This window comes from Streptomyces sp. (genome assembly GCF_035563135.1).
Classification (GTDB): Bacteria; Actinomycetota; Actinomycetes; order Streptomycetales; family Streptomycetaceae; genus Streptomyces.
Genome location: NZ_DATMVN010000193.1, coordinates 23,220 through 45,346 on the forward strand (window position 1 = coordinate 23,220; position 22,127 = coordinate 45,346).

Consider the following 22,127-nt stretch of genomic DNA (forward strand, 5'->3'; position numbering starts at 1 on the left):
TCTCGTCCGACTCTTGAAGGAGACCCGAGCGCCCATGCCTCCCCGGAAGAAGAAGCCCGCCGACCAGGCGGAGTTGTTCACCGCCTCCACGCCCAAGGAGATCCAGGCCATCCTCTGGAAGGCCGCCGACAAGCTGCGCGGCTCCATGGACGCCAACCAGTACAAGGAGTTCGTCCTCGGCCTGATCTTCCTCAAGTACGTCTCCGACGCCTTCGAAGAGCGCCGTGAACAGCTCGCCAAGGAGCTCGCGGAGGAAGGCATCGCTGAGGACCGCCTGGAGGAGTTCCTGGAGGACCAGGACGAGTACACCGGGCACCACGTCTTCTGGGTCCCCGAGAGCGCCCGTTGGTCCTCGATCTCCGCCAACGCCAAGAGCGGCAACGTCGGCGAGGTGCTCGACCAGGCGATGGACGCCATCATGAAGGCCAACCCGTCACTGACCGGCGTCCTCCCCAAGATCTTCAACAAGGACAACGTCGACAAGAAGCGCCTGGCCGAACTCGTCGACCTCATCACCGACGCCCGTTTCGGCGGCAGCGACGACAAGCCCGCCCAAGACGTCCTCGGCGAGGTCTACGAGTACTTCCTCGGCAACTTCGCCCGCGCGGAAGGCAAGCGCGGCGGCGAGTTCTACACCCCGAGCAGCGTCGTCCGCCTCCTTGTGGAGGTCCTGGAACCGTACGAGGGCCGCGTGTACGACCCGGCCTGCGGCTCCGGCGGCATGTTCGTCCAGGCCGCCAAGTTCATCGAGGCCCACCGTGGCCGCGGCCACAAGGCCGACATCTCCGTCTACGGCCAGGAGCTCAACGAACGCACCTGGCGCCTGGCCAAGATGAACCTCGCCATCCACGGCATCGACGGCAACCTCGCCGCCCGCTGGGGCGACACCTTCGCAGACGACAAGCACCCCGATCTCAAGGCCGACTACGTCATGGCCAACCCGCCCTTCAACATCAAGGACTGGGCGCGGAACGAGTCGGATGCGCGGTGGAAGTACGGCGTCCCGCCGAAGTCCAACGCCAACTACGCCTGGCTCCAGCACATGATCAGCAAGCTGGGGGAGCGGGGAACGGCTGGCGTCGTCCTCGCCAACGGCTCGATGAGCAGCCAGCAGAGCGGCGAGGGTGAGATCCGGCAGGCGCTGGTGGACGGCGACATGGTGGCCTGCATGGTCGCGCTGCCGGCGCAGCTGTTCCGGACGACGGCGATCCCGGCCTGTCTGTGGTTCCTGGCGAAGGACAAGTCGCCGGGGGGCGTGAAGGGGCAGAAGGTCGCGGCTGCGGATCGCCGGGGCGAGATCCTGTTCATCGATGCCCGGGACATGGGCGAGATGGTTGACCGTACTGAGCGGGTGCTGACGGAGGTCGACCTCGCGAAGATCGCGGGGACTTACCACGCGTGGCGGGGGACGGCGAGCGCGAAGGACGCGGGGGAGTCGTACGCGGATATGCCGGGGTTCTGCGCCAGCGCAGACCTGAAGACGGTGCAGGAGCACGGGTACGTGCTGACGCCGGGGCGGTATGTCGGGGCGGCTGAGGCGGAGGAAGAGGACGCCGAGGCGGTTGCGGAGAAGATCGCGCGGCTGACAGGGGAGCTGTACGAACTCTTCGATCAGTCGGACGAGCTGGCGAAGACGGTGCGTGAGCAGCTGGGGAGGGCCAATGGCTAAATGGGAATTTGTGGCGTACGAGACGCTCGCCAGTGAAGAACGTTCGTCCTTCTCTATGGGCCCCTTCGGGTCAAAGATCACCAAGGAGAACTACGTCGCTGAAGGCGTCCCTGTGGTTAGAGGAGTGAACCTCGCGCGCGGGATCTTCGTAGACGACGACTTCGTGTTCATCACAGAAGACAAGGCCGACGAGATTTTGCCCGCCAACGTTGCGCCTGGCGACTTGATTTTCACTCACCGTGGAACAATCGGGCAGGTTTCCATGCTGCCTCGGAATCCTCGATTTGATCGATACGTCATCGGCTCCAGTCAGGTCAAGACTCGCCTATGCCTCAAGAAGGCGGTTCCTGAGTTCTACTTCTACTGGTTCCAATCTGAGGCTGGTCGACGGTCAATCTTGGAGAACGCCTCGACGGTCGGCGTACCTGGCATCGCCACGCCGCTGACTTCGATCCGAAATTTGAAGGTACCGCTTCCTGCCCTTGCTGAGCAGGAAGCGGTAGCCGATGTACTTGGGGCGCTGGACGACAAGATCGCCGTCAATGAGCGCATCGCGGCCACAGCTGATGCTCTTGCTTCCGCTCTATTTGAAGCGAGCGAGGCCAAAGAGCACTACAGGTTGTCGGATGTTGCCAGCATCGTCATGGGGCAGTCGCCACCTGGTGAAACCTACAACGAGACTGGGGACGGAATCCCCTTCTATCAAGGGGTTCGGGACTTCGGGATGCGGCATCCAGGGCATCGCGTGTGGTGCACGGAGGTTAGTCGGCATGCTGGAGCTGGTGATGTGCTGGTTAGCGTGAGGGCGCCAGTCGGAACCATCAACGTAGCCGAGGAGACATGCGGAATTGGTCGAGGTGTCGCAGCGGTTCGAGCAAGCCAGTACCCGCATGTCCTCCTTCAGGCGCTCTCTTCGGACGGTTCGGTATGGCGCCCTTACGAGGCTGAAGGAACCGTTTTTGGTTCAATCAACAAGAAGCAGCTTTCCCTTCTTGAAGTGAGCTGGCCGAACGAAAGTCAGATCGAGGCAGTAGAAGGTCAGCTCTCGGTGCTCGACCGGCAGGTGAGTCAAGTGCTCCATGAATCCCGCTCCTTGTCGATTCTCCGCGACACCCTCCTCCCCCAACTCATGTCCGGCCGCCTTCGCGTCAAGGATGCCGAGAAGATTGTCGAGGACCACGTATGACCACGCACGGGAACGACAACGGCAGCAGCGACACCCCCGACACCCCCACCCCCGACAACTTCCGCCCCCTCGAAATCGACTGGGAGTTCCTCGCCCTCGAAGAGCTCCTGGAGCTCGACTGGCCGAGGGCCGAGGGCAATGAGCTCGCCCCCGGTTCCGGTCACCGCCGGTCCTGGGACGACCTGATCCTCTACTCCGATCTCCGCGAGGCGATCGAGAGGCTCAACCCCGCCCTCCCCCCGGAGGCCGTCCGTGAGGCCCTAGCGACCGCCGCGACCCCGACCTCCCAGGACACGTACGAGGAGAACCGGACCGCGCACGGCTACCTGACCGACGGCGTCCACTCCGTCACGTACACCGACGCGCTCGGCGCCGAGCACACGCCGACCGTCCGGATCGTCGACCTGGAGCACGCGGACGCGAACACGTACCGCGCCGTCCGCCAGGTGACGGTGATCAACGGTGAGCGCAACCGTCGCTTCGACCTCGTTCTGTACGTCAACGGGCTTCCGCTCGCCGTCATCGAGCTCAAGCGGGCCGGCGACCCGAACGCCACTCTCGCCGCCGCGCACACCCAGATCCGGCACTACGTCGAGGAGTTCCCGACCGCCTTCCGCTACAACGCGGTCGTGCTGCTCTCCGACGGGATCACCGCGAAGTACGGCACCCCCTTCACCCCATATGAGCACTTCGCCCCGTGGAACACCGACGAGTTCGGCGCCCGCGTGGACACTGTGGACGCTGCCGCCGTCCACGCCGACGCCGATGCCGACATCCCGACCGGCCAGGACCTTGCCCTGCACGGCCTGTTCACCCAGCCTCGCTTCCTCGCCCTCGTCCGGTCCTTCATCAACTTCGTGCCGGCCAAGCGCATGAAGCGGATCGCGAAGCCGCACCAGTACTTCGCGGTAACCCGCGCCGCCGACGCCGTACGCCGCGCGGCCGCGACCGATGGCAAGGCTGGTGTGGTCTGGCACACCCAGGGTTCGGGCAAGTCCGAGGAGATGGTGCTGACCACCAACCTCGTCATGCGCGACCCCGCCCTGCACAACCCCACCGTCGTGGTCGTCACCGACCGCACCGACCTCGACGACCAGCTCTTCGACACGTTCAAGGAGAGCGAGGTCCTCCCGGAGCAGCCCCACCAGTTCCTCAACCGCGCCGAACTCCGCGAAGAACTCGCCGCGAAACGCACCGGCGGCATCCTCTTCACCACCCTGCAGAAGTTCGGCCGCACTAAGCAGGAGAAGGAATCCGGGACCGACCACCCGCTCCTCTCCGAGCGGCGCAACATCGTCGTCGTGGTCGACGAGGCCCACCGCAGTCACTACGACCATCTCGACGGCTACGCCCGCCACCTGCGCGACGCGCTCCCACACGCCACGTTGCTCGCCTTCACCGGCACCCCGATCTCCGAGGCCGACCGCAACACCCGCGAGGTCTTCGGCGACTACATCGACACTTACGACCTCAAGCGGGCCGCTGACGACGGCGCGACCGTGAAGGTCTACCACGAGAGCCGCGTCGTCCAGCTCGTCCTCGACCACGACGTCGACCCCACCACCATCGACACCGAGGCCGACCGCATCACCGACGGTCTGGACGACACCGAGCGCACCCGCGTCGAGCAGGCCGTCGCCACCATGAACGCCATGTACGGCGCCCCCGCCCGGATACGCGACCTGACCCAGGACCTGGTCGAGCACTGGGAAGCGCGCCGTGCGGCGATGCTGCCGTTCGTCGCGGACGCCGACGACGCACCCGGCGGAGCCCCCGGCAAGGCGATACTCGTCTGCGCCACCCGCGAGATCTGCGTCCACGTCTACGACGCCCTGAAGATCCTGCGCCCCGACTGGCACACGGACGACCCGACCACCGGTGCCATGAAGATCGTCTACTCCTCGGACTCCCGCAAGGACTCCAAGGAACTGCGCGCCCACGCCCTGCGCGACTCCCAGCGCAAGGCCGTCATCAACCGTGCCAAGGACCCCGAGGACGAACTCCAGCTCCTCATCGTCAACAACATGCTCCTGACCGGCTTCGACGCGCCGTCCATCCATACCATGTACCTGGACCGGCCGCTGCGCGGCGCCGGCCTGATGCAGGCCCTCGCCCGCGTCAACCGCCGCTTCCGCAAGAAGGAGGAGGGCCTCCTCGTCGGCTACGCCCCCCTCACCGAGAACCTCCAGAAGGCCATCGCCGAGTACTCCGCCGACGACCAGGCCGACCGGACCCTCGGCCAGGACATCGACCGCGCCCTGGACGAGCTCCGCAACGAGTACGACATCCTCGATCAGATGCTCCTCGGCTGGAACTGGCGCGAACGCCTCTCCCGCCCCGACCCCAAGGCTTTCATCAAGGCCGCATACACCACGGCCGAGTACCTCCGCAGCCCCGCCACCCCGGGCAACAACCCCGACCAGCTCGACGACCCGAACCAGACCCTCAGCCGCCGCTTCCGCGAACACGGCTACCGCCTGGAGCGCTTCTTCGCCCTCGCCGGCTCCTCCGCCGACATCTCCTCCCGGTTCACCGACCAGCCGTACTGGAAGCGCGACATCCAGTTCCTCGTCGAGGTCCGTACGTACATGGCGAAGCTCGACGCCATGGACCGCGAGGCCCAGGGCCTGCCCGTCGCCCGTGACGTCGCTCTCTACCTCTCCCAGCTCACCTCTGCCGTCGTGGAGACCGGCGGCGTCACCGACCTCTTCTCCGAGGCCGGACTGGACAAGGCCGACCTCACGCACCTCAACGACGCCCTTGTCGGCCGCCTGCAGAACAGCGAAACCCCACACCTGGCCGCCGAAGCCCTGCGCCGCCTCGTCGAGCAGAAGATGCGCGAGCAGACCCGGCACAACATCGTCCGCCAGACCGCGTTCTCGGAGCGCCTCCAGGACCTGATGACCCGCTACATGCGCCAGCAGCTCACCAGCGCCGAGATCATCGCCCAGCTGGTGGAACTGGCCAAGACGGTTGCGGAAGACGCCAGGCGAGGTGAGAAGTTCACCCCGCCGCTGGGGAACGACGAACTCGCCTTCTACGACGCGGTCGCCGACCTCGGCAGCGCCCGCGACCTCATGGGCGACGAGATCCTCTCGGGTATCGCCCGGGATCTCGTGGTCCAGGTCCGCAAGAACCTCAAGAAGGATTGGATCGCCCGCGAACCGGTCCGGGCCAGGCTTCGCGCCACCATCAGGCGCCTCCTGGCCCGCCACGGTTACCCGCCGGAGCAGTCCAAGGAAGCGATCGACCTGGTGATCCGCCAGATGGAACACTTCGCCGACAAGTGGTCCCAGGACGGCTCGGCCGCTGACGCATAGCCCTCGCCTATATCGCTCCTGGCCCCGGCAAGCGCCTGCTTGCCGGGGCCGTTCTCTGTCCGACCGGATGTCCTTCGCGGGGGCAGGCAGGGGGCTGCACCCAACCGCCTTACGGCAAAAGCAAATTCCCGTGCTGCGAGACGTGAGGTGCGTCAGGCCACTACTTTCAAGTCCGCGGAACGAACCGCAGAACTGCTAACTGCTGGTGGAACCGAGGGAGTTGTGGCATGTCGCAGCGAGCGCTGCTGTTGGTGGTGGTTGTCCTGGCGTCCGTGGTGGTGGGGCTCGTGGCCGGCATCCTCGAGTTCGTGGGCGCGGGAGAGGTCGTCACGGCCATCCAGAACGGTGGCGCCGCCTGCGGAGCCACTGTTCTCATCGGGCTGGCGGTCGTCTCCTGGCTGAGGTCGTTGTGACCCAGGAGGAATGGGCGAACGAAGAGGGGCGGCTGAAGTACCGGCGAGTGCTGCGGGCCGTCGAGAAGCTGCGCAGCGTCGCCGATGCCGCGACAACGTACCGGCTTGCCTTTCAAGTGGTCTACCTTCACTGCTCGTTCCAACACGTAACGGCGGTGGAGGTGGACCGGCTGTGGGGGCCGGGCTCGGAGTCAGCGGGGGCCAGGCTCGGTGCAATGTGGACGCATACGCCCGTTGCTCGCGCTCACGGCCTTCCCGCGTATCGCGACGAAGGTGCGAGCCGTCCCTTCGAGCTCATCGACCCGGCCCTCCATGAGCTGATCGCGGAAGTGCGGCAGCTGGATCCGGACGTGAAGCTCCTTGACACGCTCCTCGACATGTACTCGGCACGCTACGCGCGTGGCGATGACTACTTCACATCGAACGACCTGGCGTATCTTTTCGCGGGGCTGGCCGTTCCCCGAGGAGGCGAGGTTGTTCGGGACCCGGTGTGCGGCAGCGGGCGACTGCTGCGCGCAGCCGCACACCGGGCTCGGGCACAGGGGAGTGAAGTGCGCTTGTCCGGTGCGGATATCAACCGGACGGCGCGCTATGCCGCAGCCGTCAACCTTGCCCTGCACGGATTCCACGCCGACCTCGGCAAGGAAGGAGCTGACACCCTCAGGGCGGGCACTTCACCGATACCGGCCGACGTGATCGTCGCTAACCCTCCAGTGAACCAGCGGGACTGGGGGCACGGTGAACTGAAGGACGACTGGCGGTGGACCCTGGGGGTGCCACGTCCGGGTAACGCGAACTTCGCCTGGGTCCAGCACATCCTTGCCGATCTCACGCCACAAGGACGGGCCGTCGTTCTGCTGTCTTCCGGCGCGGCGCACAGCAGCAACAGCACCGACGGACTGATCCGCCGTGGGCTGCTGGAGAACGGTCTGGTCGTGGGGGTTGTGGCCTTGCCGACGTGGCTCTTTCCGCATACCAGTGCGAGCACGGCGCTGTGGCTGCTGGCCAAAGGGGAGCGGCCGCACTCAGATCAGGTCTTGTTCGCGGATGCAGGGAAACTGCCAGCAGCGAAGGAGGGGGCGCGGCGCCACTTCGTAAAGGATTCGGTCGAACGCCTGCTGAAGATCTTCGGTGAATGGCAGGGACTTCGACGCCGTGAAGGCGAGGGGGACCCTGAGTCCGTCCCATGGTGCCGTGCGGCGAGCCACGAGGAAATCGCTGAGGCGGGCTTCGATCTGACTCCCGCACGCTACGTGCGGCACCGGGAGGCCGTGCAGGAGAATTCAAGAGACGTAGAACGCAGCCGGAAAGCCGAGCTGTATGAGTGCTTGGACCGTAGCGCCACAGCCAGACGCCGAGTCCGCGATGCGTTGGAGGGCAGACATGACTACAGAGCCGGATGACCTCACCGCTCCGTGGTCCATCATCGAGTTGCGGGATTTCCCTGGGGTCGAGTACGCCGCTTACGGCATTACGCAACCGCAGAAGGCACCCGATGGAATCCCGATGATCGGCGCAAAGGAGATCATCGAAGGGGGGCTGCACGTCCAGGAGTTCACGTTCGTGCCTCCGGAGGTAGCCGAACGCCACCCCCGCAGCACCCTGAGAGCAGGGGACCTTCTTGTCGTGCTCGTAGGACGAGTGGGGGAGACGGCGGTAGCGACGGAAGAACATGGGGGATGGAATGCCGCCAGGTCGCTCGCAGTTGTCCACTGGACACCGGAGGGCCACGTGCAGCAGTGGGACCTGTGGCTTCGATGGTGGCTGAAAACATCGCAGAGTCGCAGCTATCTCACGGTGTCCTCTTCGAACTCCGAGCACATGACCTTGCCTTTGCAAGCGCTCAACCGACTTCCGGTGCCGAAGCCTCCGGACCGGGTGCGGGAGAGGCTGCTTGCGCTGATCTCCCTTGCCGAGCGCAAGAATGTGTTGAACAACCGGATCGCGACGTGTGCGACGGAACTCGCGGACGCGCACTATATAGAGACGCTGAGGGCATGCGGACAAGGTCCCACTGCCGAGCGCGCGATGGGCGAGGTGGCTCAGATCACGGCGGGTGTGGCGCAGCTCCCGCCGGACCGTGAGCAGCCGACCATGCCGTGGGTGTCTCCCCGGCAAGTACTGAACTGCAGGGAAGTGCATCTGGGGGCAGTGACGTCACGGACCGTGGCGCGCGGGGAGACTGTGTGTCCGGCCGGCAGCCTGTTGATCGCGCCCCGTCCCGGTGAGGTGCGGACCGTGCTCACCACGACTCCGCTAGTTCCGGGGCGGCGGACGCTTGCACTTCACACGGAGTCCGAGGCCGACCGAATGTGGTTGCTGCACACATTGCGTTACCAGCGGCGGGAGTTGATGTCCGTAACGCAAGGCGAGCAGGCTCGTGCGATGAGGCGCAAGGACTTCTCGCGTTACAAGATCCCCTGGCCGGCAGATGTGGTCAGGCAGGGTTTCGCCACGCGTGCCGCTGCCCTGCACGACCTCGCCTACGCCTCCGCCAGGGAGCGACACGTGATGGAGGAGCTGGTGGTGCACGAGCTGGAGAAGGGAGCCTGGCGCGTCTAACTTCGGCCAGCTGAATGCCGAGATGATCCACGTTTCCCCTCTCTGGAGCACGGAATCCAACGCGCTGAACGAACGGCGCAGTACCGCGCGCACCGCTTCTCCGCTAGTGGTCCGAGAGCGCCCTGACCAGACATGTTTGGGGCGCCCCGGCAGGACTCGAACCTGCGGCCAAGCGCTTAGAAGGCGCTTGCTCCACCCGCTGACCTATGCAGGCTGACCTGCGACAGCGCGGAAGCTTCTGACTATGCCCCGCCAAACCGGGGGGTATACGGGACCTGTGGATGCTCGCGCCGGCCCCGAGATCTGGACGTGCATTCTGGGCGGCGGCCAGGCGTCGGAACTGGCCGCTGGCGTCCATGGAGACCGCGAGTGAGCGCGAGCGCTGTGCTGCTCTGCGAGGTTCGGTGCGGTGGCACGAGCCTGATGTGGCGCTCGTACAAGTTCCGCAGACTTCAGGCATGTGCGGGCGCTTCCGGGTAGCGTTGGTGATCTTCGGTCTTCTTGTACTTTGTGGCGCATCCCGTGCTGGGATGGTGCTGGGATGCGCCCGTATTTCTGCAGGTCAAAGCCTTGTGGTGAAGTTCCGCTTCAACGTCTGAGCGGATGAAATAACACCACGTTGCTGACGCAGCAAACATGCAGGTCAGAAGGGGTCGGGCTCTGTCGAGTCCGGCCCCTTCGTCGTCACCGTGCTGGGCGGGTGCGGGATATTCTGACGTGGGGGCAGCGGCAATCAGGTCTCGTAAACAGTGGACCGGTGTTCCACGTGAACGACCCAGACCACCAACTCGCCGTTGTCGATCGTGTAGGCGACGCGTAAGACGGCGTCGTTCGGGCTGGGATACGAGCGCGGTGGTGTTGAAGCCGAAGGGGTCGGTCTCCAAGACGACACCGGGTTCCTCAAGGGCAGCAACGCTTCGGCGTGCGTCGAGGCAGTACACCGGCACCGCGGGCAAGGTCACCGTCTGCCAGGTGGGCGTCTCGCTGCTGGACCGGTGCCTGCCCCGCCTGCCGCCGCGGCGTACCCACCGACCCCCGCCTGACCAGGCACTGCCAGGAGCGCAGAAAGCCCCGTCGGGGCAGGGTGACCGAATGGGTCCCCTGCCCCGACGGAGCTCGGCCGGCCGGGCGGCGGGTTACCGGCGCCCGGTAGAGGCCGGTGTGGTGCGCGGTGCTCCCCGGCTCAGCCGAAGTTCACGTCGCTGCACCACATGTAGGCCTGGTCGAGGTGCGAGGCCTGCCAGATCACGAACACGGTGTGGTGTCCGGTGTAGCCGGAGGTCTGGACGGGGAACGTGATGTCCTGTGCCGGGGCGAAGCGGCCGGTCTGCGTGATGAAGTCGAGGTTGCCCCAGCCCAGGGTCTGGGTCTTGGGGTTGAAGCCCTGCTTGCTCACGTAGACCTTGAAGTAGTCGGCACCGTGGGACGCCTGGTCGTACAGGTGCACCGAGAAGTTGTTGCCGACGGAGGTGGTCTTCCACTCTCCCGGCTTGTTCAGACTGGCGTTCCTCGAGAGGTTGTTGCTGCAGAGCGTCCCGTCGGGGGTCCGCGCCTGGAACTGTCCGCCGAGGCCGTCGCGGAGCGCGCTCATCCAGTTCCACATGGTGTCCGGGTTGGCCTGGAAGGCCTGCCAGCACATGGGGTCTTCGGTCTGCATGGCCGGGTTCGTGTGGTTGCTGCCCCACGTCTTCCAGCACTGGTACGCACGGGAGGCGGGGCCGACGATGGTGCCGTGAGCCTGGGCGGGGGCCGACCAGGTCAGTGCGCCGACAACCACGGCGAACAGCGTGATGAGTACCTGGAGAGGCCGGCGGAGGGAAGACCGCGAACGCCCGGTTAACGGAGTCTGGTTACGCATGTGGGGGGAACCCCTTCCAGTTGCAAGGCTGTCATGGGAGCGCTCCCAACGGTACGACTTCCGAGTGAAATGTCAATGAAACAAACGGAGTTGATGCGGGAAGGGGTGGTGAGCAGGGAATCTGCTGGGAGCGGGAGCGGGAGCGGGAGCGGGAGCGGGAGCGGGAGCGGGAGCGCGAGCGCGAGCGCGAGCGGGAGCGGGAGCCGGAGCCGTCCCCGGAACCGGAAGGCGGGGATGCGGCCTGGGCCGGCGTGTGGGGCAATGCCGGGGAGGGGTGTTCGCGGTGTGGCAACGGGGCCCGGTTCCGGCGGGGGGCTGCCCGGTGCCGCCGCACGCGAGATCCCGATTCCCGGGGGTGCGCTTCCGTGCACCCGGGCCGGCCTCGCCGGGCAAGTGGCCTGGTAGGGGCTGGGGCTGTCCGGTGCATCGGGCGGGGGACGCGGCCGATGGCACGCAGCGGAAACGTGCGTCCTCCTCGGATCTGAACGGACAGTGCTGGAGTACCGACGCCGTAGCGAGGGAAGCCGTGGGCACCACGGATCGGCCTCGGTGCGCTCCAGCTCACCCGGGCAGCCGCCTTCTGCTCCTCCGGCAATCCCGGTTATCGACTGCGTCGGCCAACTACCTTTCACTGGACCCGAATTGAGCTATCCGGCCTTACCTCGGCGAGACCGGGAACATACCTGACCAAAGAAGCTCAACCATCACATCCGGAGAGAAACCGGTTTACCGTGACGCCGCGTCAACTCGCGGTCTTGCGGATCCGGACGAGCAGGGGAGACTGCCTTCACGACCGGGCCCGCCCGGTCCCCGGCAGCACCACGCCTGGCAGGTCACCCCACCGTCACTCCACCGAGATGAGGTCTCATGAACCGAAACCGAGCCGCCGTCAGCGCGGTCGCCGTGAGCCTGTTCACCGTCGGCCTCGCCGTCGGCCCGGCAGCCGCAGCCACCGCCACCGAGGCGAAGGCCCGCGTCGGAGCCGACTGGGCAACCCAGTCGATCGTCTTCACCGCCGCCGCAGGGCAGGCCAACAACCTCAACATATTCTCCATGTACACCAGCGACGGGATCCGGCGGATCGGCTTCAGCGACGTGGTCCCGCTCGAACCGGGCGACCACTGTGCGTATTCCAGAGCCGAGGACACCACCTCCGTCGTCTGCGAACTGCCCACCGACAGCCCCCGGCCCGACAGGATCGACGTCTTCCTCGGCGAAGGCGATGACACGATCGCCGCCTTCACCCCCGGGGTCGGCACCGTCAGCGGCGGCCCCGGTGACGACGAACTGCACGCCCACACCGCACGTACGGTGCTGGGCGGCGCGGGGAACGACATGGTCATGGGACCCGCCGCCCTGCACGGCGGCGACGGCATGGACCACCTGATGGGTGACAGCAGCAACCAGCAGATGTGGGGCGACCGGGGCGACGACATGATCGAGGGCTACGGCGGTGACGACCTCGTGCACGCCGGTCCCGGTGACGACCACGTCATGGGCGGGGACGGCCGCGACATCGTCCTCGGCGGCCCGGGCAACGACATGCTGCACGGCGAAGGCGGCGACGACCTCGTCTGCGGTGGCACCGGAAAGGACGCCCTCGAAGGCGGGCCCGGCCGTAACATCGTCCTCCCGTAAGCGTGCCTCCATGCCCGAAGGCCCCGGCCCGCGGCGCGAACAGCGTCGCGGGCACCGGGCCACCACCGTCGGCGACCCGCCGTCCGGGCTGTGTCAACCACGAACGCTGCAGACGGCAGGTCCCCGCGCGACACGAGGTGAGCCGGCGGAACCGGACCGTCGAACCTGTCGGTCGGCGCGGGCGCGCGTCTCCACGTCGCTCGGCCTGCCCGATCCTGTGGAGACCCTGGCAGGCCGACCAGCAGGAGATCACCGCGGTGGTGGTCCGGGGGAGATCGTGAACGCGATCTTCTGCCAGGACCGGACGGGTTGTCAGTGGTGCTGTCTGCCTCATGGCCTGCCGCGCTGGTCGGCGGTGTTCTTCCGTGATCATCGTCACCCGGTCCGTGCGCGCGGCCGCAGATGCCCCGAAGACCATGGCGGGACTTGACGCCCTCTCGGCGGTCGCGAACGCGAAGGGCGCAAGCGCTGATGTCGATTCAAGGCTTACGGGACAGGGCGATGCGGATCAAGGTGTCGTTGTCTGCCACTACGTCACCGGCGGGGTCGGTGAGGGTGTCCTCCAGCCCGATGCGTGTCTCGAGGCCCATGGAGAGGGCCTTGTCGAGGACCGGCCAGGTGGACGCCCCTTCTCCGTGCAGCAGGATCGGGGCGCTCACTTCGGCTTTCCGCAGCATGGCCACGATCCGGTCGGCGCTGAGCAGCGCCTGCGGTGCGGGCATGTCGATCAACTCCACGAGGATCCGGGTGCAGGAGTCCGCGGAGGAGCCGGCGAGCAGGCCGGCTGCGTCGTGTTCGGACCACACCCCCGCTTCGACGCCGACGCCCAGCTCCCTCAGAGTTTGCGTCAGGCCCTTGAAACCGGGCTCGCTGAGGTTGACAGATGCGAAGTCCGGCCGGTCCTCTGCTGCGGCCCAGTCCTGCACCGCGACCTGCCGGGCCGCGGCGTCCTCCCCGCACATCCACAGACCGGTCGACACTCCGACCGGCAGCCCGGGACAGGCCTGGCGCACTGCTCGCACCGCCGGCTCGACCCAGGCGATGACCAGGGTTTCCTGTCCCTCGTCGTCCCGGGGGTGCAGGTGCACGCTGTCGGCGCCGGCCGCCATCGCCGTGCGGGCGGCGGCGGCCAACTGCGCGGGCGTAAGAGGTACCGCGCCATGGTCTGCTGCCGTACGGCGACCATTGAGACAAGCCTGGATCACTCCATGAGCCTGCCACACCGGACGTTTTGCAGTCCCTCGATCGACAGGCAGCGTTCGCCCCGTGGCGCGACGCCCGGTAAGGCCGGAATCCCCGCAGTGAATCCGGCCGGTCACTCCAGATCGATGACGACCTTGATGTCGTCATCGCGTGAGGTGAACGCTTCGGCGGCGCGTTCCAGTGGCACCCGCCTGGTGATCATCCGTTCCAGCCAGGCCGGCTCCGCCCGGGCGAGTGCGTCTGCGCCCTGGCGGTAGTGGCGCAGGTTGGCGTTGACGGAACCCACCACGACGTCGTTCTCCAGCACCAGTTCCCGGTTGAGGGTGCCCGCTTCGACGGACAGTCGCTGGCCCCTGGGGGACACGCCGGTCAGGCAGACGATTCCGTACTGCGCGGTTCCCGCCATCACATCGAGGACCACCGTTCCGGCACCGGTGGCCTCGATCACCACATCGGGACGGATCGAGGGGGCGACCTGGTCGACGGACCCGCTGTGGTACGTCGCTCCCAGGCCGGCGACCAGGTCAGGCTTCGGACCTGAGGCGACCCGGTCCAGCACGTGCGTCTCCAGCCCGCGCTGCACGCCGAGCAACGCGGCGAGCAGCCCGATCGGCCCGGCCCCGGTGATCAGCACCCGGTGTGGTTCGAACCAGGAGCGGGCCCCGATCCGTTCCACCTGCTCCCAGGCCTTGGCCACCACCGAGGCCGGCTCCAGCAGCATCCCGACCCGCTCCAGGGCAGGAGCGAGCTTGACCGCGTAGTCGCTCTCCACGGTCCAGGACCGGCTGGCGTAGCCGTGCCGCTCCTTGATGCCGCGCTCGGTGTAGCGGCCGTTGCGGCACATGTCGAATTCGCCCCGCGCGCATGCGCCGCACGGCTCGGGGTCCGGGCGGCGCACCACACCCACCACCAGGTCCCCGGCCCCGAATCCGCTGCCCGCAGGGGCTTCACGCACCCGCCCCAGCGATTCGTGGCCGAGAACCAGCCGGTCCTCGCCCGGTGGCGCCCACCCGTATTCGCCTGCCGCGATCTCCTTGTCCGTGCCGCAGATTCCGACAGCCAGCCCGTCCACCAGCAGCTCGCCCTCACCTCGGACCGGTTCGGGAACGTCGCGCACCTCAAGGCTTCGGGCGGTTGAAGGATGGACGGTGACGGCACGCACAAGCACTCTCCCATCGGCTGCGCGGCTGCCGGCCGGACTCCGGCGCCGCATCGAGCGGGGCCGGCAGAGCGATCAACGCGTTCTCGTCTCCTTCTGCCCCCTGGGTGTCTACCCGGTCTTCGCCCGTCCTCCCATCCCGGTGAACTCGTGAGGCTCCGGGCCGGGCCGGACTCCGCACCCGGCATGCCGTGTGTGGACAAGCGCCCACCGCACGAGTGGGGCCGTCTTCGGCTTCACAGACTCGTGAGCACCTGGGAGGCGGGCTTTTGATCATCATGGTGCTGGTCCAGCGCACCTGCCGCAGGGGCCGGTACGCCGAGGGCACCGCGCTGGTCCGGAGGGGACCGCCCCGGACACGCCGGCCGGAGCGGTCACCGTCAGGAGGAGCAGGCCGGCCATTCCGTGTCGGCCCGGCCCTCTTCGTCACCAGCTTTCCGCAGGGCCGGTGGGAAGCCCCGTGGTGCGGCCGTATCCGCCGCGCGGCGGAGGGCGAAGACCCCTCGCTCCGGCGATCCGTCAGGAGGACGGGCGCTCCAGGATGAGTGGTGTTCCCGCCGGGCCCACCGAAGTCCCGGCGGTCATCCTGGGGTTGGGGATTTCATGATGAACCGTCGTACGGTCATGCTCGCGGTACCCGCACTCACCCTCACCTACGGCCTGTTCCGGATCGCGGACGGGCTGGACGGCGAGCGCGGCCCCGGGCCCGCCTGGACCCTCGGGCATCTGGCGTTCTGTGTGGCGCTGGTCCTGTTCGCTGTGGTGTTCCGCTGGCTGAGGGCGCTCGCCCCGTCGGGCGACCGCGTCGCGGCGGTGGCGCACCGGACGGCGACGGCCGGAGCCGCCGTCCTCCTGCTGCAGTTCGGGATCGACCTGGTGGCGGGGGCGGTGTCCGCGGACCACCTGGAGATGTCCCTGTTCACGGAACGGGTCTCGGACGTACCCGGTGTGGCACCGGTCGTCTACGACTTCGGCCCGTACCTCTTCTACGTGGGGATGCTCGCCCTCGTCGTACGGCTGGCTGCCGCCCGTGTGGTCAAGCCGTGGACGGTGCTCCTCGTCCTCGCCGACCTGGTGATGCCGCTGGCCGACAAGGACCTGATCCCGGTCGGGGCGCTGCTACTGTCCGTCTCCTTCGTGCAGATCGCGCGGGTGATGGAGTCGCGGCAGGCCGTCTCCGGTGCGGCGGACGACCGTGGCACGGGGCGCCCGGCGGTGGCCGGTGCGCGGTGACGCGTCAGGGGGAGCTGTGGCCGGGGGAGCTGTGATCTGGAGGGGGAGGGGCGCGCGGGCGGACCGGCTGCGGGGGTGGTTCAGCGCCCTGTCCCCGCGCGCGGTCGACACCGGACTCGCGGCCCTTGTCGCCGCCGCCCAGCTCTGGCCCTTCGCGGCGGCGGGCGGGGCCGGCGGGCCGTGGAGCGGGTGGGGCATCCTGGTCGTCCTGGGCTCGGCGGCGCCGCTGTACCGGCGGCGGAGCCACCCGGTGCTGGTACTGATGGTGAGCCTCGCCGCGACCGGTAGCTACGACTACGTCGGTGAGGTCCCGGCCCAACCGGTCTGGTACGCCGCCCTGGTGGCGACCCACTCGGTCGCCGAGCGGTCGGGGCGGTGGGCCCGGAACACGGTGCTCGCCGTGACCGTGCTCGGCAGCTTCGCGCTCGCCTCCTCCGAATCCGGACTGCGGATGAGCGTGCTGTGCGTCGCGGCCTACGCGCTCGGCAGGGCGGCCGCCGCCGGCCGGGCCCACGCCGAACGGCTGGAGCGCGAGCGTCGGGCGGAAGCAGAGAAGGCCGCACTCGCCGAACGCACCAGAATCGCCCGGGACATGCACGACATCCTGTCCCACGCGGTGAGCCTGATGGTCGTCCAGGCCGAGGCCGGACCCGTGGTCCTGGCCACGGACCCGGCCCGTGCCGAGCGCGCCTTCGACGCCATCGCGGGTGCGGGACGCGATGCGATGGTGCAGCTCAGAGGGATCCTTGAGGTGCTCGACCCGGGCCGGGCCCCCCAGCCCGAGCGCACCCCTCAGCCCACCCTCGCCGACCTGCCCGCCCTGACGGCCGGATCGGGCCTCACGGTCGAGTGCACGCAGACCGACGGTTCGGGAGCCACGGTCGTCCACCCGCAGCCCGGCGGGGCCGCCCGCCACCCGCTCGCCCCGCATGTGGAGACCGCTGCATTCCGCATCGTCCAGGAGGCGTTGACCAATATCGTCAGGCATGCGGGCACCGGCCGTGCCCAGCTCCACCTCCACTGGCAGGAAGACCGAGGCATCGTGCAGCTCGACATCACCGACGACGGCGCGGCCACCGGACAGCGGCCCGCCCGTTCCCTCCCCTCCGGCGGCCACGGCCTGATCAACATCCGGGAACGCGCACGTGCGTGCGGTGGAACCGCTGAATGCGGTCCCCGTACGGACGGTGCCGGATTCCGGGTCCGCGCCCGCCTCCCGCTCCTCCCCCCGTCATGAGCGGCGGTACGGCGGCCGGGCCGCTGCGCGTGGTCGTCGCCGACGACCAGGAACTGGTCCGGGCCGGGTTCGCGATGATCCTGGACGCCCAGCCGGACATCGAGGTCGTCGCGGAAGCCGCCGACGGTGCCGAGGCGATCGCGGCAGTACGGGCCCATGCCCCGGACGTCGCGCTGCTCGACATCCGTATGCCGGGCATGGACGGCCTCACCGCCACCGCCGAGATCTGCGCCGGCACCGCCACCCGCGTGATCATCCTGACCACCTTCGACCTCGACGCCTACGTGTTCGAGGCGCTGCGTGCGGGCGCGAGCGGCTTCCTCCTCAAGGACGTCCGGCGCGACGATCTCGCCCATGCGGTCCGGGTCGTCGCGGGTGGCGACTCCCTCCTTTCGCCTTCCGTCACCAGCAAGCTCATCGCCCACTGCACCAGCGCACCGGCCGGGGCGCCGCTGCTCCCCGACCCGCGACTCGACTCCCTCACCTCGCGTGAGACGGAGACGCTGCGCCTGCTCGCCCGCGGCTTCACCAATCCGGAGATCGCCGCGACCATGGTCATCAGCGAACACACCGTGAAGACCCACGTCAGCAACATTCTCGCCAAGCTCGGCCTCCGCGACCGCATCCAGGCGGTGATCACGGCCTACGAGGCAGGGCTGGCGGTACCGGGCCGCAGGGACCCGGTGAACTCCGTGGCCGGAGCGTCTTCTCCCGGTTCCGTCAGGGCTGCACCGGCAACTCCACTTCGCGGGACGCCCGGAGGTGCTGAAGGGCGGTAAGGGCGTGAGGTGCGCCCGGCGGCGATCACGGGGAGCCGGCGCAGCGCGGTGATCACCGCCTGATGACGCTGCCGGTAGCCGGGCCCTTCCACCGGTGCGGGCACGGGGCTGCCTCTGCGATCATGTGTCGTACCCGCCCATTCCGGACCATGCCTCCCGACCCGGGAGAGGAGCACCACCGTGGCCGACCCGACGCAGACACCCGCGCACCGTGCCGGCGGAGAGCCGGCCGAACCGGCGGACGTCGTGTTCGCGCGCCGGATGCGCAAGGACTTCCAGCGCATCCAGATGGAGCACGAGTTCGCCGTCGACGAGATGCTGACCAAGGTGTCGATCCTGCGCAGGGAGTTCCTGCACCTGCACCGGTACAACCCGATCGAGCACGTCGGTTCCCGGGTCAAGACCTCCGCGAGCATCCTGCAGAAGGTCGCACGCCTCGGCATCGACCCGACACCGGAGGCGATCCGGGCGGGCATCCATGACATCGCCGGCGTGCGCATCACGTGCAGTTTCATCGCCGACACCTACCGGGTCCTCGACGCACTCACCTCCCAGACCGACGTAGGGGTGCTCCGGGTCAAGGACTACATCGCACACCCCAAGCCCAACGGCTACAAGAGCCTGCACGCGCTGGTCGAGATCCCGGTGTTCCTCAGTACCGGCCCGGTTCCCGTGACCGTCGAGGTGCAGGTCCGGACGATCGCCATGGATTTCTGGGCCAGCCTGGAGCACAAGATCTACTACAAGTACGACGGTTCCGTGCCCGCCGGCATCGTCACCAGCCTGACCGAGGCGGCGGAACTCGCCGATCAGCTCGATCAGCGGATGGAGGAACTGCACACCGAGGTGCGCGGCGTCGGACGGGAGCGCGCCGAGGACACCACGCCGGACCTGGACGAGCGGATGCTGCTGCGGGTGTGGGACAGCGCTCGCGCAGACGCCAGGGCCGAGGGTGACGGAGACGGCGACAACGCGAGGGGGCCGGCGGACTGACCGCCTCGACGACGAGGCGACGGCCCTCGGCCGCACCCTCGGTCGGCAAGGACGGGCGATTCCCTCAGTCCCGGCGCGATCGCGGCTCCCGGGGGACAGCGGGAACCCGACGGTGAGAGCCGCCAGGCCGTGCGGGCCGTGAGCTCCGCGTCGGGGAGCGGCCGTGCGGGAACTCCCGGCGGCCTCCCCGGAGCTGCGGCATTCCCGCGCGGCCTCGGAGCGAGCTCCCCCCTGGCGACGACCTGCTCGTCGACGGCGGTGTCGTCACAGCCGTCCGCTCCGGTCGTCCGTTCCGGTCGTCCGTTCCGGCCGTCCGACGGCCGTCGCGGCCCGCGAGGAGGGCGGTGGCAGGATGTGCGGGAGGGCGGGAAGAGGGGCGGGGAAAGCGTGGGGCGTGGCGAGCGGGACACGGTCGCGGAGGGAGCGCGCCTGTACGAGGCGGCGCAGGCGGTGGTGGGGGACCACGGCAGGGCGGTCGAGGCGGTACGGGCGGCCTTGAAGCCGATCCATGACGCAGCGGTGAAGCGGGAACTCGACGCCATCCCCGTCGCCCGGCTCCAGGACGTCACCGAAGGACGGCTGCGGCTGGGGAGCGTCGAGAAGAGCGGACTGCGCACCCTGGGCAGTGTCCTCGACGCGGGCCCCTACCGGTTGCGGCAGATTCCCGGCGTCGGGCAGCGCACGGTCGACCAGATGCTCGCCGCCGCCCGCCGGCTCTCCGAGGCGGTGCGGGAGACCGTGGCCGTCCACATCGACGTGGACCGGCCGGAACCGGGCACCACCGCGCTCGTCACGGCCTTGCACGTACTGGTGGAGGCCGGCCCGGACGCGCGTCGCGCGGTCGACAAGGCCGTGGCCCTGTCCGGACGGCTCGGTCCGCTGCTCACCGACGCCAGGCCCGCCGCCGGGCGGTTCCGGATGCTCCTGGCGGGGCGGGAGAAGAGGACGCGCGCGTCGGCGGCGGTCACCGAGGTCCGGTCGGTGGTGGACGAGGGGGAGCGGTCCGGTCTGTCCGGGCTGTTCGCCCAGGCGTCGGTGGACCTGCTCCGAGGGGCGTCGTCCGACATCGCGGCCTGGGTCGATTTCGAGCTCCGTTCCGCCGAGTACTACAGCGTGCTCGCCGAGATCTCGGGGCGGTCGCCGGACGCGGCCGCCGTCGAGGGCTTCCTTCCGGACGAGGTCGCCGAACGGGTACGGACCCAGCGCCTCGACGACGCACACCGCCGGGTCTCCTTGCGCGGTTACCAGGCCTTCGGCGCGAGGTTCGCACTCGCGCAGCGCAAGGTGATACTCGGCGACGAGATGGGTCTGGGGAAGACCATCCAGGCCATCGCCGTGCTGGCGCACCTGGCCGCCGAGGGGCAGAGCCACTTCATGGTCGTCTGCCCGGCGAGCGTCCTCGTGAACTGGACACGGGAGGTCGAGGCCCGGAGCGCCCTGCGTGTCGTGGTGCTCCACGGCCCCGACCGGCACGACGCGTACGCCGACTGGAAGGAGCGGGGCGGGGTCGCGGTGACCACGTTCGACGGGCTGCGCGGTTTCCCCGTTCCGGACGCGGGCCAGGCCGGGCTGCTCGTGGTCGACGAAGCGCACTCCGTGAAGAACCCGAAGGCCAAGCGCTCCCAGGCGGTCGCCCTGTGGGCGGAACGCAGCGGGCGCACCCTCTTCATGACCGGAACCCCGATGGAGAACAGGGTCGCGGAATTCCGCAATCTGGTCCGGATGCTCGACGGTGATGTCGCCGATCTCCTCGGCGAGCGGGACGCGCTGGCCGGATCGGTCGCCTTCCGCAGGGCCGTGGCCCCGGTCTATCTGCGGCGCAACCAGGAAGACGTGCTGACGGAACTCCCGAGTCTCCAGCAGACCGACGAATGGGAGGAGCTCAGCGCATCGGACGAGGAGGCGTACCGCGAAGCCGTGCGCGCGGGGAACTTCATGGCGATGCGCAGGGCCGCGTACATGCACCCGGAGAAGTCGGCCAAGCTGGGCCGGCTCCGGGAGATCGTGCAGGAGGCCGGCGAGAACGACCAGAAGACGGTGGTCTTCTCCAACTTCAAGGACGTACTGAGGGTGGTGCAGGACGCCGTCACCACCGGGACCGCCGACTGTGCCCCGGTGTTCGGCCCGCTCACCGGAAGCGTCCCGGCCGCCCGTCGCCAGCAGACCGTCGACGACTTCGCCGGTGTCCAGGGCCCCGCGGTGCTCCTGGCGCAGATCCAGGCAGCGGGCGTCGGCCTCAACATGCAGGCCGCCTCCGTCGTGGTCATCTGCGAGCCCCAGATCAAGCCGACCATCGAGCACCAGGCGGTGGCCCGGGCCCACCGCATGGGGCAGGTCAGGCCGGTCCGCGTGCACCGCCTCCTCGCCACCGGCGGTGTGGACGAACGCATGGTGAAGATGCTGGAGGCCAAGACCCGGCTGTTCGACGCCTATGCCCGCCGCAGCGCCGTGGCCGAAGCCACCCCGGACGCGGTCGACGTCTCGGACACCGAGCTGGCACGCCGGATCGTCGAGGAGGAACAGGCACGCCTGGGAGTGACGGACGAAGGGCTCGCGGCCCCTCGTACCCCGGCCTGAGGCGCCCTACGGGGAGGCGGGACGGAGCGCGGCAGTGCGTCCCGGCCGCAGCAGAGGCCGAAGTGCGGCCGACGTGTCGGCGACGGTGCCGGAGACCACCGGAGGCCGCTTCGTGGCAGAGATGCCGGAGGTGCCCACGGGAAGGGACGGTACTGACGTGGGCACGGTCGGCGACGGCAGTTCCGGTGCCAGGACGACAGGGCCGATCCGTATCCTCACTGCTGCTGCGGCCTGCGGCTCGTACGCCGCGGGCGAGCCACCCGAACCAGGCCGGGGGGCGCCCTGGCCCGTACGGCCGAC

16 protein-coding genes, 1 tRNA gene and 1 pseudogene are annotated in these 22,127 nt (G+C 68.5%); 13 read left to right on the forward strand and 5 right to left on the reverse strand.

From position 1 onward, the window contains the following. Positions 1-34: 34 nt before the first annotated feature. From VN520_RS08435 to VN520_RS08460, 6 genes are all read left to right on the forward strand, one after another. Positions 35-1,669 (forward strand): class I SAM-dependent DNA methyltransferase, encoded by a 1,635-nt coding sequence (locus VN520_RS08435; protein ID WP_325746228.1) that lies wholly within the window; start codon positions 35-37, stop codon positions 1,667-1,669. Continuing rightward, positions 1,662-2,855, forward strand: coding sequence for a restriction endonuclease subunit S (locus tag VN520_RS08440; RefSeq protein WP_325746229.1), 1,194 nt, complete (start codon positions 1,662-1,664; stop codon positions 2,853-2,855). Before VN520_RS08435 ends, VN520_RS08440 begins: the two co-directional genes overlap by 8 nt. Next, positions 2,852-6,175, forward strand: a complete 3,324-nt coding sequence (locus VN520_RS08445) for a type I restriction endonuclease subunit R (protein WP_325746230.1) — start codon at positions 2,852-2,854, stop codon at positions 6,173-6,175. Before VN520_RS08440 ends, VN520_RS08445 begins: the two co-directional genes overlap by 4 nt. Positions 6,176-6,402: 227 nt before the next feature. Further along, positions 6,403-6,588 (forward strand): hypothetical protein, encoded by a 186-nt coding sequence (locus tag VN520_RS08450; protein ID WP_098019748.1) that lies wholly within the window; start codon positions 6,403-6,405, stop codon positions 6,586-6,588. Beyond that, positions 6,585-7,991 (forward strand): N-6 DNA methylase, encoded by a 1,407-nt coding sequence (locus VN520_RS08455; RefSeq protein ID WP_325746231.1) that lies wholly within the window; start codon positions 6,585-6,587, stop codon positions 7,989-7,991. The genes VN520_RS08450 and VN520_RS08455 overlap by 4 nt, the downstream gene beginning before the upstream one ends. Further along, the gene (locus VN520_RS08460) at positions 7,972-9,150 is read left to right on the forward strand and encodes a hypothetical protein (RefSeq protein WP_325746232.1); all 1,179 of its coding nucleotides are present in this window, start codon (positions 7,972-7,974) and stop codon (positions 9,148-9,150) included. Before VN520_RS08455 ends, VN520_RS08460 begins: the two co-directional genes overlap by 20 nt. A gap of 137 nt (positions 9,151-9,287) precedes the next feature. Here VN520_RS08460 and VN520_RS08465 read toward each other — a convergent pair. From VN520_RS08465 to VN520_RS08475, 3 genes and pseudogenes are all read right to left on the reverse strand, one after another. Beyond that, positions 9,288-9,359 (reverse strand) — tRNA-Arg (locus tag VN520_RS08465). Positions 9,360-9,883: 524 nt separating this feature from the next. Continuing rightward, positions 9,884-10,091, reverse strand: a pseudogene (locus tag VN520_RS08470) (type II toxin-antitoxin system RelE family toxin). Between the two features lie 242 nt (positions 10,092-10,333). Further along, entirely contained in the window at positions 10,334-11,008 is a 675-nt protein-coding gene (locus tag VN520_RS08475; RefSeq protein WP_325746233.1) for a lytic polysaccharide monooxygenase, read from the reverse strand. A gap of 867 nt (positions 11,009-11,875) precedes the next feature. On the opposite strand from VN520_RS08475, the gene VN520_RS08480 reads away from it, so the two are divergent. Then, positions 11,876-12,646: a calcium-binding protein gene (locus VN520_RS08480; protein WP_325746234.1), complete on the forward strand. Its 771-nt coding sequence runs from the start codon at positions 11,876-11,878 to the stop codon at positions 12,644-12,646. Positions 12,647-13,125: 479 nt separating this feature from the next. Here VN520_RS08480 and VN520_RS08485 read toward each other — a convergent pair whose 3' ends face one another. Together VN520_RS08485 and VN520_RS08490 are read right to left on the reverse strand one after the other, a co-directional pair. Beyond that, positions 13,126-13,869 (reverse strand): 3-keto-5-aminohexanoate cleavage protein, encoded by a 744-nt coding sequence (locus VN520_RS08485; protein WP_325746235.1) that lies wholly within the window; start codon positions 13,867-13,869, stop codon positions 13,126-13,128. A gap of 92 nt (positions 13,870-13,961) precedes the next feature. After that, the gene (locus tag VN520_RS08490; protein ID WP_325746236.1) at positions 13,962-15,011 is read right to left on the reverse strand and encodes a glucose 1-dehydrogenase; all 1,050 of its coding nucleotides are present in this window, start codon (positions 15,009-15,011) and stop codon (positions 13,962-13,964) included. Here VN520_RS08490 and VN520_RS08495 point away from each other — a divergent pair. The 6 genes from VN520_RS08495 (at position 14,998) to VN520_RS08520 (ending at position 21,827) form a co-directional block, all read left to right on the forward strand. Continuing rightward, positions 14,998-15,162: a hypothetical protein gene (locus tag VN520_RS08495; RefSeq protein WP_325746242.1), complete on the forward strand. Its 165-nt coding sequence runs from the start codon at positions 14,998-15,000 to the stop codon at positions 15,160-15,162. The genes VN520_RS08490 and VN520_RS08495 overlap by 14 nt on opposite strands. A gap of 452 nt (positions 15,163-15,614) precedes the next feature. Beyond that, positions 15,615-16,241 carry a hypothetical protein gene (locus VN520_RS08500; RefSeq protein WP_325746237.1) on the forward strand — a complete coding sequence of 209 codons (627 nt, stop codon included), beginning with the start codon at positions 15,615-15,617 and terminating at the stop codon, positions 16,239-16,241. 31 nt (positions 16,242-16,272) lie between these two features. Next, positions 16,273-17,478, forward strand: a complete 1,206-nt coding sequence (locus tag VN520_RS08505; protein ID WP_325746238.1) for a sensor histidine kinase — start codon at positions 16,273-16,275, stop codon at positions 17,476-17,478. Then, positions 17,475-18,257 carry a response regulator transcription factor gene (locus tag VN520_RS08510; RefSeq protein WP_325746239.1) on the forward strand — a complete coding sequence of 261 codons (783 nt, stop codon included), beginning with the start codon at positions 17,475-17,477 and terminating at the stop codon, positions 18,255-18,257. The genes VN520_RS08505 and VN520_RS08510 overlap by 4 nt, the downstream gene beginning before the upstream one ends. A gap of 180 nt (positions 18,258-18,437) precedes the next feature. Beyond that, the gene (locus VN520_RS08515) at positions 18,438-19,250 is read left to right on the forward strand and encodes a GTP pyrophosphokinase family protein (protein ID WP_325746240.1); all 813 of its coding nucleotides are present in this window, start codon (positions 18,438-18,440) and stop codon (positions 19,248-19,250) included. Positions 19,251-19,637: 387 nt separating this feature from the next. Beyond that, entirely contained in the window at positions 19,638-21,827 is a 2,190-nt protein-coding gene (locus VN520_RS08520; protein ID WP_325746241.1) for a DEAD/DEAH box helicase, read from the forward strand. Positions 21,828-22,127 lie beyond the last annotated feature (300 nt).

Excerpts from the sequence above, each read along its gene's own strand:
- VN520_RS08460 (WP_325746232.1), top strand. The coding sequence starts at position 7,972 with ATGACTACAGAGCCGGATGACCTCACCGCTCCGTGGTCCATCATCGAG.
- VN520_RS08445 (WP_325746230.1), top strand. The coding sequence starts at position 2,852 with ATGACCACGCACGGGAACGACAACGGCAGCAGCGACACCCCCGACACC.
- VN520_RS08450 (WP_098019748.1), top strand. The coding sequence starts at position 6,403 with ATGTCGCAGCGAGCGCTGCTGTTGGTGGTGGTTGTCCTGGCGTCCGTG.
- VN520_RS08510 (WP_325746239.1), top strand. The coding sequence starts at position 17,475 with ATGAGCGGCGGTACGGCGGCCGGGCCGCTGCGCGTGGTCGTCGCCGAC.
- VN520_RS08480 (WP_325746234.1), top strand. The coding sequence starts at position 11,876 with ATGAACCGAAACCGAGCCGCCGTCAGCGCGGTCGCCGTGAGCCTGTTC.
- VN520_RS08500 (WP_325746237.1), top strand. The coding sequence starts at position 15,615 with ATGAACCGTCGTACGGTCATGCTCGCGGTACCCGCACTCACCCTCACC.
- VN520_RS08475 (WP_325746233.1), bottom strand. The coding sequence starts at position 11,008 with ATGCGTAACCAGACTCCGTTAACCGGGCGTTCGCGGTCTTCCCTCCGC.
- VN520_RS08440 (WP_325746229.1), top strand. The coding sequence starts at position 1,662 with ATGGCTAAATGGGAATTTGTGGCGTACGAGACGCTCGCCAGTGAAGAA.
- VN520_RS08435 (WP_325746228.1), top strand. The coding sequence starts at position 35 with ATGCCTCCCCGGAAGAAGAAGCCCGCCGACCAGGCGGAGTTGTTCACC.